This is a genomic window from Sphingomonas sp., from assembly GCF_965248875.1.
Lineage (GTDB): Bacteria > Pseudomonadota > Alphaproteobacteria > Sphingomonadales > Sphingomonadaceae > Sphingomonas.
The window spans coordinates 40,001-55,670 of record NZ_CBDFKR010000006.1 but is presented as its reverse complement, the minus strand read 5'-3'; the positions used below and the strand labels follow the sequence as shown (position 1 = coordinate 55,670).

Annotated in this window: 13 protein-coding genes (1 of these 13 only partly in view); 7 read left to right on the top strand and 6 right to left on the bottom strand. The window is 71.2% G+C overall.

Annotated elements, in window-relative coordinates; genetic code table 11:
* Positions 1 to 26 precede the first annotated feature (26 nt).
* From ACP2AD_RS04610 to ACP2AD_RS04585, 6 genes are all read right to left on the bottom strand, one after another.
* Positions 27 to 536: a sodium:solute symporter family transporter gene (locus ACP2AD_RS04610; RefSeq protein WP_425228913.1), complete on the bottom strand. Its 510-nt coding sequence runs from the start codon at positions 534 to 536 to the stop codon at positions 27 to 29.
* Between the two features lie 45 nt (positions 537 to 581).
* Positions 582 to 1,217: a hypothetical protein gene (locus tag ACP2AD_RS04605; RefSeq protein ID WP_425228912.1), complete on the bottom strand. Its 636-nt coding sequence runs from the start codon at positions 1,215 to 1,217 to the stop codon at positions 582 to 584.
* A complete protein-coding gene (locus ACP2AD_RS04600) occupies positions 1,214 to 2,284 on the bottom strand; it encodes a hypothetical protein (RefSeq protein WP_425228911.1) in 1,071 nt (356 codons plus the stop codon). Before ACP2AD_RS04600 ends, ACP2AD_RS04605 begins: the two co-directional genes overlap by 4 nt.
* 17 nt (positions 2,285 to 2,301) lie before the next feature.
* Complete coding sequence (locus ACP2AD_RS04595; protein ID WP_425228910.1) at positions 2,302 to 3,357, bottom strand: arginine N-succinyltransferase; 1,056 nt, start codon at positions 3,355 to 3,357, stop codon at positions 2,302 to 2,304.
* 54 nt (positions 3,358 to 3,411) lie between these two features.
* Positions 3,412 to 4,884, bottom strand: a complete 1,473-nt coding sequence (locus ACP2AD_RS04590; protein ID WP_425228909.1) for an MFS transporter — start codon at positions 4,882 to 4,884, stop codon at positions 3,412 to 3,414.
* 69 nt (positions 4,885 to 4,953) lie between these two features.
* On the bottom strand, positions 4,954 to 5,991 hold the full coding sequence (locus ACP2AD_RS04585) for a LacI family DNA-binding transcriptional regulator (RefSeq protein ID WP_425228908.1): 1,038 nt from the start codon (positions 5,989 to 5,991) through the stop codon (positions 4,954 to 4,956).
* A gap of 107 nt (positions 5,992 to 6,098) precedes the next feature.
* Here ACP2AD_RS04585 and ACP2AD_RS04580 point away from each other — a divergent pair, with 107 nt between their 5' ends.
* The 7 genes from ACP2AD_RS04580 to ACP2AD_RS04550 all read left to right on the top strand — a co-directional run.
* A complete protein-coding gene (locus tag ACP2AD_RS04580; RefSeq protein WP_425228907.1) occupies positions 6,099 to 7,844 on the top strand; it encodes an alpha-amylase family glycosyl hydrolase in 1,746 nt (581 codons plus the stop codon).
* A 64-nt stretch (positions 7,845 to 7,908) separates the two neighbouring features.
* A complete protein-coding gene (gene astD, locus ACP2AD_RS04575; protein ID WP_425228906.1) occupies positions 7,909 to 9,366 on the top strand; it encodes a succinylglutamate-semialdehyde dehydrogenase in 1,458 nt (485 codons plus the stop codon).
* Positions 9,363 to 10,574 (top strand): hydrolase, encoded by a 1,212-nt coding sequence (locus tag ACP2AD_RS04570; RefSeq protein ID WP_425228905.1) that lies wholly within the window; start codon positions 9,363 to 9,365, stop codon positions 10,572 to 10,574. The genes astD and ACP2AD_RS04570 overlap by 4 nt, the downstream gene beginning before the upstream one ends.
* Positions 10,575 to 10,656: 82 nt before the next feature.
* Complete coding sequence (locus tag ACP2AD_RS04565; protein WP_425228904.1) at positions 10,657 to 11,895, top strand: NAD(P)/FAD-dependent oxidoreductase; 1,239 nt, start codon at positions 10,657 to 10,659, stop codon at positions 11,893 to 11,895.
* Positions 11,892 to 14,288: a CoA transferase gene (locus ACP2AD_RS04560; RefSeq protein ID WP_425228903.1), complete on the top strand. Its 2,397-nt coding sequence runs from the start codon at positions 11,892 to 11,894 to the stop codon at positions 14,286 to 14,288. The genes ACP2AD_RS04565 and ACP2AD_RS04560 overlap by 4 nt, the downstream gene beginning before the upstream one ends.
* Positions 14,285 to 15,085: a crotonase/enoyl-CoA hydratase family protein gene (locus tag ACP2AD_RS04555; RefSeq protein WP_425228902.1), complete on the top strand. Its 801-nt coding sequence runs from the start codon at positions 14,285 to 14,287 to the stop codon at positions 15,083 to 15,085. Before ACP2AD_RS04560 ends, ACP2AD_RS04555 begins: the two co-directional genes overlap by 4 nt.
* Positions 15,085 to 15,670 carry the 5' portion of an acetyl-CoA acetyltransferase gene (locus ACP2AD_RS04550; RefSeq protein WP_425228901.1) on the top strand. It continues 959 nt past the right edge of the window, so the window shows 586 of its 1,545 coding nt (coding positions 1-586); its start codon is at positions 15,085 to 15,087; the stop codon falls past the right edge of the window. Before ACP2AD_RS04555 ends, ACP2AD_RS04550 begins: the two co-directional genes overlap by 1 nt.

Here is a 15,670-nt window from a genome sequence, read left to right as displayed (position 1 = left end):
GCGCTAGCCGTGCCGCCGCCTCACCACTAGGTCGCGCAGAGCGCCACCAGGATCAGCTCGACGCCGATCGCGCCGACGTTGAACACGCGCGGCGTCTCGAGGTCGACGTTGCCGGTGCGGATGCGGATCGCTTCCGCACCCGCGGGGCGCAGCAGCGACGCGATCACCGCCAGCGCCAGGCAGATCACGAAGACCAGCGCCATCCGATCCATGAACGCGATGTCCGGCGTCAGCGCGCGGAACGGACAGGACAGCAGCACCGACGCCACCGCCGCCGCGATCGCCCCCGCCTCGCTCGCCCCCGCCTCGCTCGCCCGCTTCCAGAACAGTCCGAGCACAAAGATGACGGTGATCCCCGATGTAAAAAAGCCGGAGAACTCCTGGATGAACTGGAACGCCTGGTCCGACTGGCCGATCGGCGGGCGGGCGGCGACGATCGCGATGAGGATGGCGACGGCGACGCGCGGAACCCGGACCAGATGCCGTTCGTCTATCGCGCGACACCCATTGCGCCAGCCCGAAGATACCGATGGCATAGGCGATCACGACCGCCAGATCGACGGGCGCAAAGCCCGCCCGCGTCACAGCCGCGGCGTCCACGGCGCGCGCGCCGCCCGTTCGCCGATCAGCCGCACGGTCTCGCCGTCGATCAACGCCAGCGCATGGTCGTACCCCGCGGTACGCACCGCGCCCGCCGACAGGTGATGGATCGCGAACAGGGCGACGGTGCAGCGGTCGGCAGAGAAGGCGCGGGTCAGGAAAGCGCGAGCCCGGTGCGCTGGGCCGAGCAGCGCGATCAGGGCCTCGCCGACGGCAAGTACCTGCGGTATCGCCGTCGCAGCGAGATCGGGATGGTCGTCGGCGCGCGCGTACACCTCACCGCGCTGCTGCTGCAGATCGGGATCGAAGGCGACGGCGACGGCGGGTTCCGCGGCGGGCGGCGCACCCGGGCCGAGCCGCCACAGCCGGCCGATCCGGCCGTCATACAGATCCGCGACCAGCGCCGCGTCCGCCCCGACCCAGGCCACGCTCCGCGCACTCTCGATCAGCACCGCCCCGTCGCCCGGCGCGAACGGCGCCGCGCGGAACAGTTCGAGGATCGCCTCTTCGCCATAGGCCTCGCCCGCGCCCCATTCGAGCAGCGTGTTGCCGAGCAGACCGTCGTCGGCAGGCCGCCGCCCGGCCGCCAACGCGTGAAAATGGGCGGCGACGCTCATGCTCCCAGCCCGCCCGCCGCCTGCCGCATCGCGGCGACCTCGTCGAAAACCGTCATGTCCTCCACAATCAGCCCGCCGCGCAGCCGCAGGTGCGACACCGCCAGCAGCACCAGCTCGCGCCCCGACGCGTTCCCCCATGCGCCAATGCCGCGATGCCACCCCGCCAGCGACCAGCGCAGCGCCACCGCCGTGTCGCCGCCGGGCAACGGCCGGGCGGCGACATGCTCCAGCCGCCAGGTCGCGTCGTGGAGCATCGCGCGCAACTGCAGGACGCAGCCGATCCAGAAGCCCCGCCCGTAACCGCGCCGGTTCGATGGCCAGCGGATCTCCGCCGCGGGCGAAAAGGCGCGCGCCGCCTCGCCGTACAAATCCTCGGCGAACGCCTGGCGCAACGCCGTCGCGGGAAGCAGGGCGGGGTGGCCGTCCGGCACCTGGACGCCCGGCTGCGTGCGGGTCGCCGCCAGCATCGCGCGGCGCCAGTCGTGCCGCGCCTGATCGCCCTCCAGGTCGGCCGCGGCCTGCGCCAGCGCCAGCACGCGCGGGTCGGCCCCGACCTGCCACAGCGCGCGCGCATTGTCGCGGACCAGCCATTCCTCGACAATCCGGTTCGCCACCACCTTGCAATCGGCGATCGTCCGCGTGCCGCTGCCGCGCATCGTCGCCGCTCCGATTCCCGCCTCATCGCCGAAATGGGTCGAGCGGCTCATGATCCGGTGCGAGGAATAGAAGGTGCCTGGCGCGTCCTCGCTCCAGATCACGTCCTCGGCCATCACCACCCGGTCGGCATAGGCGGCGAGCGCGCCGATCGTGTTCTGCGTCACCACCTCCATCCCTACCGCCGGGCCGGCCAGCGTGTGGAGCTCGCAATCGGCCGCATAATGCGTCCGGCAGAGGCCGATGTCCTTCTCTTCCCAGATGCGGTGGGTGCAGCGGACGATGTAATCGACGATGTCGCGATAGACGGGTTCAAAGCCGTCCAGCTGCTGCCGCTGCGGCCCTTCCGCCAGCTGCGCGCGTATCGGCCGGCCGACGGGCGAGAGCACCGCCGGGTCCTGGTCCCAGGTCATCGACCGTCCCTCTGCGCTCATGCCGGCGCGACGCATAGCGGCTCGTCCGGCGTCACCGCCAGCGCGGCGGCGAGCGCCGGGCCGAGCGCGACGCCGCCGCCTCGCCGCTGGGCCGGGCCGACCGCCGCACGAAACGACGCGCCCTGTCCCGTGCCGACCAGCGCGCCGGCGCCGGCGCCGTCGGTTGCGACCAGGATTAGCGGCTCGGTCTCGCGCACCGTCTTCACCGCGTCGATGTCGGCGACCAGCGTCGGGCCGCCGTCGAAGATGTCGACATAGCCCTCGTCGCGAAAGCCCTCGGCCAGCAGCATGTCGCGCGCGGGCCGCCCGTCGTCATGCGGCCGTCCCAGCGCCGCGCGCGCGTCCGGCGGCAGCAGCGACAGGTAGAGCGGGTAGCGCGGGCCGAGATCGGCGATGAACTGGTTGCCCTCGATCGCGCCGGTGCGGTCGGCGTCGTGGAAGTCCATGTCGTAGAAATGCCGGCCGATCGCCTCCCATACCGGCGAGCGGCCGTCGGCTTCCTGCCAGCCGCGCAGCTCGGCGATGACGCGATGCGCGAACCAGTCGCGATGGCGCGCGATGAACAGGTAGCGGACACGCGCCATCAGCCGCCCCAGCGCCTGGCCGCGCCGGGCCGGGTCGACGAACAGCCCGCCGACCTCCACCTCGCCGTCGAAGTCGTTGACGAGGTTGAGCAGCCGCTGTTCCTTCGTCCGTCCGATCGCGCGCGACACCGCGGCCTGGCGGGTGATGCGGTAGGAGTAGAAGGGCCATTCGGCGCCGACGCGCGCGAAGATCATCGCGGTGCCAACGACATCGCCGTCCTGCTCGCCGACCAGCATGATCGCGGCGCCCGCAGCGCGTGCATCGGCCGAGGCGACCGCCGCCTCGCTGGCGGCGATCCGCTTAGCCAGCGCGGCGCGGTCCGGCGGCAGGTTGGTCAGCCCGACCCCGCCCTTGCGTGCCAGCGCCAGCACCTTGTCGAGATCGGACGTCGCGACCGGGCGGACCAGCGTCAGCGCCGTCACCGCCTCGTCCGACCTGCTTCGCGCGACCTCGTCCTGTGCGATCACCTGACCCTCCCGTCGTGCTACAGTGACCTGCGATGCATGCGCAGTCAATGCAGGTCAGCTTGCCGCCGCCGCCGTCGCCGCCTCAAGCGCGTCCAGCGCCGCGCGTGTCGCGTCATGGCTTGCCCGCGTCACCCGCAGCATTGCGTAGAAGCCCGCCGCGATCAGCCCGGGGATCGTCGACAGCAGCAGCGCCGCCGCGAGATGGTCGAGCACCGGCTGCCCCACCTGACCCGGCGTGGCGTGCGCCGGAAACGCGATCAGCCCCAGCACCACCCCCGCCAACGCCGTCCCTAGCGCCTGGTCGACGCGGGCGAAGAAGGTCCGCGTCGAATAGAGAATGCCTTCCTGCCGCATGCCGTGCTTCAGCTCGACCTCGTCGGCGATGTCGGCCAGCGCGGAATAGATCGTCGTCGTCATCAGGCTGTACGGCAGATGCTGGAACAGGGCGAAGCCGATCAGTATCCACAGCAGCCCGGGCGTCCGCGGCGTCAGGATGCCGTAATAGCCGAGCAGCAGCGGGATCACCGGCCCGATGCAATAGACCGCCAGCGCCAGCGCCCCCGTCCAGCGTTTGTCGAGCCGGTCGTGCAGCCGCCGCACCACCAAAGCCGCGAAGGCGTAGCCGGCGAAGCTGGCGATCACGAACAGCGAGATCTGGCCGTTGTCGAGCTGCCAGTAATAGGAATTGACGTAGATGGCGAGGCCGAGGCGCACCCCGGACATCAGGCTGGAAAAGGCGAGACCGAGCAGCAGCACGACATAGTTGCGGTTGGTCAGCGTCCGCCAGATGTCGCGCCCGAACCGGCGCGCGTCGAAATGCTGCTCTTCCGGCGCGACCTGCTTCAGCCAGGGAATGCGGCTGCGCGTTGCCCAGCTCGATGTCACCAGGACCAGCGCGATCGTGACCCCGACCGCGGCCGCGAACAAGGGGTAGCGGCTCTCGATCAGCGCGCCGTTGGGCTGGTTCGGCGTCGGGCTGAAGAACAGGCGGTACGACAGCAGCCACGCCATCGTGTCTCCCGCCCACAGGCAGAAGGTGTTGTACGCCATGATGCTGGTGCGTTCGAGATAGCCGTCCGCCATCTCCCCGCCGAGCGCCAGATGCGGGGTGTGGTAGAGCGTCATCGCCTGCAGCAGCGCGGTGTTGCACACGCCCAGCCAGACGAGCTGCGCCGTCTCTCCCCAATGCGGCGGATTGAAGACGGCGAAGAACAGCAGGCCGGCGGGCAGGACGGAGGCGAACATGAACGGGTGCCGCCGCCCCAGCCGCGATCTGGTCCGGTCCGACCAGGAGCCGACCAGCGGATCGAACACCGCGTTGACGAACAGCCCCAGCGACAAGGCCAGCCCGACATGCGCCGCGGGCAGTCCGCGCACCTGGTTGTAGAAGATCAGCAGGAAGCTGGACGACGCCGTGATCGACAGCGCCTCCGCGGTGCTGCCCAAACCGTAGAACGCCTTCAGCCGCACGGTCAGCGGCGGCGCCGGCCGGACGCGCTTGTCGATCCTCGCCACCACCGATGCCATGCCGCCTCCCCGGGAAGCGATCAGGCTAGCCTGATTGCCTGCGGATGCAAGCGGTGCCGAACACCGGCGTCAGCCGAGCCGCGCCGAGCCGCCCGGCTGAAACGTCCCCGCAAAGGTCCGCACCTCCGGTGGCAGGTCGGGGTCGGCGACCCGCTCCATCAGCATCGCCACCGCCGCATCGGTCATCCGCTCGACCGGCTGGCGCACCGTCGTCAGGCGATAGCTGGCCCAGGCGGCGGGCGAGACCCCGTCAAAGCCGACGATCGACAGCTGTCGCGGCACGTTCAGCCCGTACACCTCGCGCGCCGCATCGATCGCGCCGATCGCCATCAGATCGTTGGCGCAGACCACCGCGTCGAGCCGGTTGTCGCTCATCGTCATCAGCCGCCTGAGCCCTGCGACGCCGCTGTCGTGATCGAACGCGCCGCCCGTCACCGCCGGGGTGATCCCCGCCTCCGCCAGCCGCGCCAGCGCGCCCTCGACCCGCTGGCGGGCGACATAACTGTCCTCCGGCCCGCCGATCACCCCGAACCGCCGGTGCCCCGCCGCGAGCAGCCCGTCGACCAGCAGCCGCTCGCCGCCGATCGAGTCGCAGCACACCGTCGCAACCGACACCTCCTCGCCGAAGCGGTTGTAGAGCACCACCGGCACGCGATGCCGCGCGAAGCGGCGGAGCTGATCGGGCGATAGCCGCGCCGCCGCGATCGCGCCGTCGACGCGATACCGCCACACCTGATCGAGCGCGGCGTCGACATCACCCTCGTTCGCCAGCGCGAACAGCAGCACGCGCACCCCCTGCGCGTCGAGCTTGGCCGACAGGCTCGCCAGCACCTCGGGATAATAGAGATTGGTCAGGTTGGAGATGATCACCGCGACCATGTTCGACCGCTTGGTGATGAGGCCGGACGCGATCGCGTTGGGCTGATAGCCAAGCTCGCGCGCGGCGCGCAGCACCTTGGCGCGCGTCGCGGGCGCGATCGAGCTGCCCGTGCGGAAACAGCGCGACACGGCGGATTGCGACACGCCCGCCAGCAGCGCCACGTCATAGGAAGTGGGCCGCCGGGCGCGGCCGGCATGCTCGGGTTCGGCCTGAACCTGCTTGGTCATCGGCGCGACGCTAGACCGTCGCGCGCAGCGCCGCCAGCGGTCAGTCGCAGCGCGTGGTTGACGACGCAGGCATCGAGCCGCCAGCTTCGCGCGCGAAAGGATCGGCGATGCGACCCGCCTCAATGGTATGGATGGCGTTGGCAGCGCTGCTGTCACTGGGCGCGATGACGCCGCCCGCCACGCCCTGGTGGCGGCGCGCGGTGATCTACGAAATCTATCCACGCTCGTTTCAGGACACGGACGGCGACGGTATCGGCGACCTCAATGGCATCACCCGCCGCTTGCCCTATCTGCAGCGGCTCGGCGTCGATGCGATCTGGATCGCGCCGATCTATCCGTCGCCTCAGGTCGATTTCGGCTACGACATCACGAATTACCGCATTGTCGACCGGCAATTCGGGACGCTGGGCGATCTGGACCGGCTGATCGCCGCCGCCCGCACGCGACGCATCCATGTCGTCCTGGACCTGGTGCTCAACCACACATCTGATCAGCATGGCTGGTTCCGCGAGTCGGCCTCATCACGCACCAATCCGAAGGCGGACTGGTATGTCTGGAACGATGGCGTGCCCGCCGACGCACCGGGCATCGGCGCGGTTCAGCGGCGGTCCGTTCATGACGGGCGGGCGCCGCCGAACAACTGGACTTCGGGCTTCGGGGGCTCGGCGTGGACGTGGGCGCCGGCGCGGCGGCAATTCTACTATCATCGGTTCTACCGGCAGCAGCCCGACCTCAACTGGCGCAACCCCGCGGTCGAACGCGCGATGCTCGACACCATGCGCTTCTGGCTCGATCGCGGCGTCGCCGGGTTTCGGCTGGATGCGGTCACCGCCTTGTTCGAGGACGAGCAGAACCGCGACGAGCCGGAAGTAGGCGGAGTCGATGCATTCGGCTCGCCCAGGCTGCGCCACGTCCACACCGACGATCTGCCGCAGGAGCATGACGTGATACGCCGGATGCGGACGCTGGTCGACGGGTACGCCGGCGACCGGGTGCTGATCGGCGAGACCTGGGTTGCCGATGCCGCCGCGATGCGCCGCTGGTACGGCACGCCGGCACTCGACGAACTGCAGCTGCCGATGGACATGTTTCTGGGCTTTGGCGGACCGCGCTACAGCCCTGCCTGGTTCCGGCCGCGGCTCGTGGCGACGCAGAGCGACTTTGGCGGCGGCCGGCCGCTGTTCGTCTTCGACAACCACGACAGCGTGCGCTCGATCGACAAGTTTGCCGACGGCGTGCACGACCTGGCGATCGCGAAGGGGATCGCGGCGATCCTGTATCTGTCGCGGGCGACGGCGCTGACCTATTACGGCGCGGAGATCGGTATGCGGACGCGCCCGCCCGCGCGGCGCGAGGATGTCCGCGATCCGGTCGGGCTGGCCGGGTGGCCGCAGGACAAGGGCCGTGACGGCGAACGGACGCCGATGCAGTGGAGCGCCGGGCCGCAGGCGGGCTTTTCCACCGCGGCGCGGCCTTGGCTGCCGCTCAATCCGGATGTCGCGCGGGTCAATGCCGAGAGCGAATGGCGCGACCCTGGGTCGCTGCTGAACTGGACGGCAAGGCTGATCGCGCTCCGCCGCAGCGAACCCGCGCTGCGCGACGGCGCGATGACGCTGCTGGAGCGGACGCCGCCGGACGTCCTCGCCTGGCTGCGCGCTTCACCCGGCGGCGGCGCGGTGCTGGTCGCGCTCAACATGAGCGCGCGGCCGCAGGTGCTGACGGTGTCCGGCGGAGAGCTTGCCGAACCGCTGGCGGCGAGCGACCCGGCGGATACTCGCGCCGCTGCCGGGCAGATCGTTCTGCCGCCGTTCGCGACCTGGGTCGGGCGGGTCGGAACCGCCGCGCACCGATAGGGATCCTTGCCCTTCCCGCGCTGATCCGCCACTGCGCGTGACTGCGAATGCAAGGCGTTGGGTCATGACGGGTCTGCTGATTGACGGACGCTCCCGCGAGGGAGGTGGTGAGCGCTTCGCCTCGGCCGACCCAGCCTATGGCGAGACGGTCTGGGCCGGGTCTGCAGCGTCGGCCGGCGACGTTGCCGACGCCGTTGCCGCCGCCCGACGCGCCGCGTCCGGCTGGGCACGTACCCCGCTGGCCGAGCGGCGGGCGGTGGTCACCCGCTTCGCCGCCTGCCTCGCGGCGGATCGCTCCGCCTTTGCATGCCTTCTCGCGCGCGAAACCGGCAAGCCGCTATGGGAAGCCGATGCCGAGGTCGGCGCGATGATCGGCAAGGCCGCCGTATCGATCGCCGCGCAGACCGAGCGCGCGGGCGAGCGCCACACCCCGCTGCCGTTCGGCGAGAGCGTGCTCCGCCATCGCCCCCACGGCGTGATGGCGGTGCTCGGCCCCTACAACTTCCCGGGCCACCTACCCAACGGCCACATCATTCCCGCCCTGCTTGCGGGCAACACGGCGGTGTTCAAGCCGTCGGAGCTCTGCCCGGCGGTCGGCGAACGCATGGCCGCGGCGTGGATCGACGCGGGGTTGCCGCCCGGCGTCCTCAATCTCGTTCAGGGCGGGCGCGAAACCGGCGCCGCGCTCGCCGACGCCGACATCGACGGGCTGCTCTTCACCGGTTCAGCGGCGGCGGGCGCGGCGCTGCGCCGGGCGACGTCCGACCGGCCGCACGTCATCGTCGCGCTGGAACTGGGCGGTAACAATCCCTTGGTCGCGTGGGACGGCGAGCCGGACGCCGTCGCCGCGCTGATCGTCCAGTCCGCCTTCGCCACCGCGGGCCAGCGCTGTTCCTGCGCGCGGCGGCTGATCGTCCCGAACGACGCGCGAGGCGAGGCGATCATCGCGGCGACGCTGGCGCTCGCCGATCGTCTCCTGATCGGCGCGTGGGATGCGCAGCCCGAGCCGTTCATGGGGCCGCTCATCAACGCTGCCGCCGCTGCTCGCGCCGACGCGCAGGTTACCGCGCTGATCGAGCGCGGCGCGCGCGTGCTGCGTCCTTTTGCAAACATCATCGGATTGAGCGACGCCTTTCGTACCCCGGCCCTGCTCGATGTGACCGGCTGCGAAATGCCCGACGAAGAGATTTTCGCGCCCGTGCTGCAGGTGACGCGGGTCGACGGCTTCGATGCCGCGATCGCCGCCGCCAACGCCACACGCTACGGGCTCGCCGCGGGCCTGATCAGCGACGACGCCGATCGGTGGGCGCGTTTCGCTTCCGATGTCCGCGCGGGCGTCGTCAACCGCAACCGGCCCACCGTCGGAGCCGCCGCCGGACTGCCCTTCGGCGGCCCCGGCGCGTCGGGCAATCATCGGCCCAGCGCCTATTACGCGGCCGACTATTGCGCTTGGCCGATGGCGAGCTTCGAGGCGGCGGCGGTTGCCGACACCCGCGCCGACATGCGAGGGCTGCGCGCGTGACAATCGACCGCGCCATGCTCGACGCGATTGGCGCGTGCGGCGACGCGATCGTCACGCGCGCGGTGGACTGGTGCGCGACGCAGAGCGGCAGCCACAATGCGGACGGTCTCGCGCAGATGCTGGACCAGCTGGCGGCGGCGTTCGCCCCGCTCGGCGCGACGGCGGCGCGAGTGCCGCTCGCCGATCGGGTGGAAATCGCTGCGGACGGTGAGGAACGCAGCCACCCCGGCGGCACGGCGCTTCATCTCCGCGTCCGGCCCGAAGCGACACGGCGCGTACTGCTGACCGGGCATTACGATACGGTATACCCGTCGGACTCGCCGTTTCGCGAGGTCACCCCGCGCGGCGACGGCACCCTCAACGGCCCGGGCATCGCCGACATGAAGGGCGGCCTCAGCGTGATGCTCGCAGCGCTGACGGCGTGGGAAGCCCGCCTCGATGCGGCGGCGATCGGCTGGGACGTGCTGCTCTCCCCCGACGAGGAGATCGGCAGCCCGGGCTCCGCACCGCACCTCGCCCGTCTCGCGCGCCAGGCGCAGCTCGGCCTCACCTACGAACCCGCACTCGCCGGCGGATCGCTCGCGTCGGCACGGATGGGCAGCGGCAATTTCCACCTCGTCGTCCGCGGCCGTGCAACGCATGTCGGGCGCGACTTTGCGGGCGGGCGCAACGCGGTCGTCGCCGCCGCCGGACTGGTCGCCGCCCTCGACGCGCTCAACGCCGGGCGCGACGGCGTGCGGCTCAACATTGCCCGGATCGACGGCGGCGGCCCGCTCAACATGGTGCCCGACGTCGCGGTGATCCGCTTCAACATTCGTGTCGGCGACGCGGCGGATGCCACCTGGACGCAGACCGAGATCGCCCGCATCGCCGCCGCACCGCTTCGCGACGGCCTGACCGCTCAGCTTTACGGCGGGCTGACGCGGCCGCCCAAGCCCTTCGGCCCCGATCAGCAAGCGTTGTTCGCCGCGGTCGCGGACCTGGGCGCGACGCTGGGGCAGACGATCCGCTGGCAGCCGTCGGGCGGCGTGTGCGAGGGCAACAACCTCCACGCCGCCGGCCTGCCCTCGATCGACACGCTGGGAGTGTGCGGCGGCGACATCCACAGTCCGCGCGAATTCGCGTGGCCCGCCAGCTTCGTGGAGCGTGCACAGCTGTCGGCCCTGATCCTCGCCGCGTTCGCGCGCGCCGACCTGCCGGGAGCTTAGCCGGGCGCACGCGACATGCTGGACAGGGTAGCCGTCCGGCTGGCACGGCGATCCCCGTGACGATCGCGCCGGAGGATCGAGAGTGACCTTACCGCAACGCCATGCTGACGTGCTCATCGTCGGCGCCGGTCATGGTGGGGCGCAGTCGGCGATGCAGCTGCGCCAGCAGAAGTTCACCGGCTCAATCCTGCTCCTCGGCGACGAGCCCCATCTGCCTTATGAGCGGCCACCGCTGTCGAAGGAGTACCTATCGGGCGAGAAGAGCTTCGAGCGCCTCCTGATCCGCCCGCCATCATTCTGGGTCGATCGCGACATCGCAACGGCGCCCGGAACACGGGTCGTTGCGGTTGATCCGGCGGCGCATGTCGTCCGCTGCGCCGACGGCCAGGCGATCAGCTATGACCGCTTGATCTGGGCAACGGGTGGCGCGGCGCGGCGGCTGACATGCGAGGGTCATCATCTGCAGGGCGTTCACACGGTGCGCACCTGCGCCGACGCGGACCGGCTGCGCGCCGAGCTGGACGGCACCCGCGCGGTGGTGGTCGTGGGCGGCGGCTATATCGGCCTGGAGGCCGCAGCCGTGCTGGCCAAGGCGGGCAAGCGGGTCACGGTCTGCGAAGCACTCGACCGCGTGCTCGCGCGGGTCGCCGGCGAGCCGCTGTCGCGCTTCTACGAAGCGGCGCACCGGGCGCATGGCGTCGACGTGCTGCTGGGGACCACCGTGGACGCGATCGAAGGCGCGGACGGGCGGGTGACTGGGGTGCGGCTGGCGGACGGTACGCAGCTGGCCTGTCAGATGGTGATCGTCGGCATCGGCGTCATCCCCGCGGTCGCGCCGCTGCTCGACGCGGGCGCCATGGGCGGCAACGGTGTGGCGGTCGACGCGCAATGCCGCACCAGCCTGCCCGATGTCTTCGCGATCGGCGACTGCGCGCTGCATGCGAACCGCTTCGCCGACGGCTTCGCGATCCGCATTGAATCGGTACAGAACGCCAATGATCAGGCGACCGTCGTCGCCCGGGCGATCACCGGCGGCGACGCGATCTACGACGCCGTGCCGTGGTTCTGGTCGAACCAATATGATCTGAAGCTGCAGACCGTCGGGCTGTCGATCGGGTATGACGATGTGGTGGTGCGCGGCGATCCCGACGCGCGGACTTTCTCGGTCGTCTATTTAAAACAAGGCCGGGTCATCGCGCTCGACTGCGTCAATGCGGTCAGGGACTATGTGCAGGGGCGACGGCTGGTCACCGAGCGCTGGGCAGGCGACCGCGACGCGCTCGCCGATCCGGCTGTTCCGCTCAAGGAATTGACCGCTTGATCGCGCCGGCCGACGCGCCGCCGCTGGCCGATGTGCGGGTGCTTGACCTGACCATCGGTGCGGCAGCGGGCGCCGCACGGCTGCTGGCCGACCTTGGCGCCGAGGTCCGGCGGATCGAGCCGCCGGGCGGCAGCACGGATCGGCGCGAGGGACGTCTGGCCGGCGGCGTCAGCCTCGACTTCGTCGCGGCCAATCGCGGCAAAAGCCTGACGCTGCTCGACCTGGATCGCGCGCACGACGGCGTCCGGCTCGAGGCGCTGGCGGCACAGGCCGATATTGTGATCGACAGCTTCGCGCCAGGATCGCCGGCGGGGGCGCGCTTCGGCGGCGAGGCGATGCACGCGCGCCATCCCACCCTCGTGACCATGTCGATCACCCCGTTCGGCCATCGCGGCGCGCTGGCACGGTGGCAGGCGACCGATCCGGTGCTCCATGCCTTGTCGGGCGAGCTGTCGCGCTCGGGCCTGCCGGACGAGCCGCCGCTTATTCCGCCCGGCCGCCTCGCGACCGAATGCGCGTTGACCCAGGCCGGTTTCGGCCTGCTGCTCGCGCATATTGCGTGCCGCGCGAGCGGGGCCGGCGACTGGCTGGACTTCGCGCTGCTCGACGGCGCGGCGCAGGCGCTCGATCCCGGCTTCGGCAGCAACGGCAGTGCGGCGGCGGGCGTGCGCCCGGCCGACCTGCCGCGCGGCCGGGTCGATGCGCGGTTTCAGTATCCGATCCTGTCCTGCGCCGATGGCGCGGTCAGGCTGTGCCTGCTGGCGCCGCGGCAGTGGCGCGGGATGTTCGAGTGGCTGGGGCGGCCCCCAGCCTTTGCCGATCCGCGTTTCGACGGGATCGTGGCGCGTTACCGTTCACCCGATCTCCTGCCCGCGATCGCGCGCCTGTTCGCCCAGCTGACCCGCGCCGAAATCGAGCTGGCCGGGCAGCATTACGGCGTGCCGGTCGCGGGACTGCGCGACCCGGCCGAGGCGGTCGACACACCGCAGATGATCGCCAGAGCTGCGTTGACCGAGCTGGCGCTGACGCCTTCGCTCGCGACGCGCTGGCCGGGCAGTCCGATCGAGATCGACGGCCGCCGCCCCGATCCCGGCACCGTCCCGCAGCTGTGCGATCCGGCAGGGGACGCCTTTCCCGCCAGGCCGGTGGCGCCAGCGCCGCCGCGGGCCGCGGGACGCCTGCCGCTCGACGGCATGCGTGTCCTCGACATGGGCGTGATCGTCGTCGGCGCGGAAACTGGGCGGCTGCTGGCGGACGCAGGCGCAGACGTGGTGAAGATCGAAAGCGCCGCCTTTCCCGACGGGCTGCGCCAGACCCGCGACGGCAGCGCGATGTCGCCCTCCTTCGCAGCCGGCCATCGCAACAAGCAGAGCCTGGCGCTCGACCTGCGCCGCCCGGAGGGCAAGGCGCTGTTCCTGCAGCTGATCGCGCAGGCGGACGTGCTGTTGTCCAATTTCAAGCCCGGCACGCTCGCGTCGCTGGGGTTCGATCCCGAGATGTTGGCGCAGACCAACCCGCGGCTGGTCGCGATCGACAGCTCCGCCTTCGGGCCGAGCGGGCCGTGGAGCGGACGGCTGGGCTATGGGCCGCTGGTGCGCGCCGCGGCGGGGATCACCGCCGTCTGGGGATACCCGGGCCGCCCGGACTCCTATTCCGACACCACCACGGTCTATCCCGATCACACCGCCGGACGGCTGGGCGCGACCGCGGCGCTGGCGCTGCTGCTCCGGCGCGAGCGCACCGGGGCGGGCGGCGCCGCGAGCGTCAGTCAGGCCGAGCTGGTGCTGAGCCAGAACGCCGCGGAGATCGCGGCGCGGCGTCTCGCGGAGGCGGGTCATCATGTCGAGGGTAGCGAACCCGATGCGCCATGGGGGGTGTACCGGTGCAAAGGCGATGACGAATGGTGTGTCATTACGTCGCGCGGTGACGACGATTGGCTGGCCCTCGCGCCGCTGATGGGGCTGGCCGGGGATGCAGCGCTGCGCAGCCGGTCGGGACGTCTCGGCGCGCGCGACCGCATCGACACCGCTGTCGCCGGCTGGCTCGCCGGGCATGACGCCGACGCCGCGATGCATCGGCTGCAGCAAGCGGGTGTCCCCGCCGCGGCGATGCTCCGCGTCGGCGACCTTCCCGCCTTTGCGCATTTTGCCGGCCGCCGTTTCTTCCGGGAATCACACCATCCCAGCCTCGCCGCCGCCTTCCTTACCGAAACGAGACCGGCACCGTCCGCCATGCCCGATCCGCCCGATCGGCCCGCGCCGCTGATGGGCGAGCACAGCGCGATGGTGCTGCGACGCTGGCTCGGCCTGCCGGAAGACGCGATCGCCGCGCTGATCGCCGCCGGCGCGGTGAGCGCCATCGACCCGCCGACCTTTGTGGAGACCCAGCCATGACCGATGCCGCACCTCCCGCCGTGCTAGTCACCCGTGACGGGCACGTCACGGTCATCACCATCAACCGGCCCGACGCGCGCAACGCCATCAACCTCGCGGTCAGCCTTGGCATCGGCGATGCGCTGGCGGCGGCGGACGCCGATCCTGAAGTCCGCGCGGTGATCGTCACCGGCGCGGGCGATCAGGCGTTTTCGGCCGGCGCGGACCTGAAGGCGCTGTCGCGCGGCGAGGCCATCGGCCCCGACGACGAGCGCCGCACGCGCGGCTTTGCCGGGATCGTCAGCCACGCGATCGGCAAGCCGCTGATCGCCGCGGTCAATGGCTCGGCGCTGGGCGGCGGCACCGAGATCGTGCTCAGCTGCGACCTCGCGATCGCCGCCGGCACCGCCAGCTTCGGACTGCCGGAGGTCAAGCGCGGGCTGTTCGCGGCGGCGGGCGGCGTCTTCCGCCTGCCTCGGCAGATCCCGCACAAGATCGCAATGGCGATGATCCTGACCGGCGACCCGATCGACGCCGCGCAGGCGCTGGCGCTGGGCCTCGTCAACGCGGTGGTCCCGGCCGCCGAGTTGCAGGCGGCGGCGATGGCGCTGGCGCAGCGGATCGCCGCCAATGCGCCATTGTCGGTCCAGGCGAGCAAGCGGATCGCACGAGGCATCGTGGATGGGCGGATCGCGGACGAGGAAGCGGCCTGGTCGGCTAACACCGCGGCGGTCCGCACCGTCATGCGCTCCGCCGACGCGCGCGAAGGGCCGCTCGCCTTTGCGCAGAAGCGCGCGCCGGTGTGGCAGGCGCAGTGATGGCGCCGGTCGATCCGCGCACCCCGGTCATTATCGGCGTCGGCCAGTCCGTCGATCGCTTCGACGCGCCGGATTATCACGGCTGGTCCGGACCCGATCTCGCCGCCGCTGCCGCGCGCGCCGCACTGGCGGACGCAGCCGCGACGGGCGACGTTGCTTCCGCGATCGACGCCATCGCCACCACGCGCACCTTTGAGGACTCGACCCCCGCACCGGCGCCGTTCGGGAAGGCGAGCAACTTCCCTCGTTCGATCGCGCGACGGCTCGGCATCGCGCCGCGCCATGCGCTGTGGACAAAGGCTGGCGGCAACACACCGCAGGATCTGGTCGCCGAGCTCGGTGCGCGGATCGTCGCAGGTGAGTTCGAGGCGGCGCTGATCGCCGGTGCAGAGGCGATCTCGACGGTGCGTCATGCGACGAGGAACGGCGCCGTGCTGGACTTCGCCGAGGATGCCGACGGCCAGGTTGAGGACCGCGGCATGGGGCTCGAGGATTTCGCGGATCCCCTCACCTACCGCGCCGGGCTGACCGCCGCGCCGCTCTACTATGCGCTGGCGGAGAATGCGCGGCGCGCGCGGCTGGGTC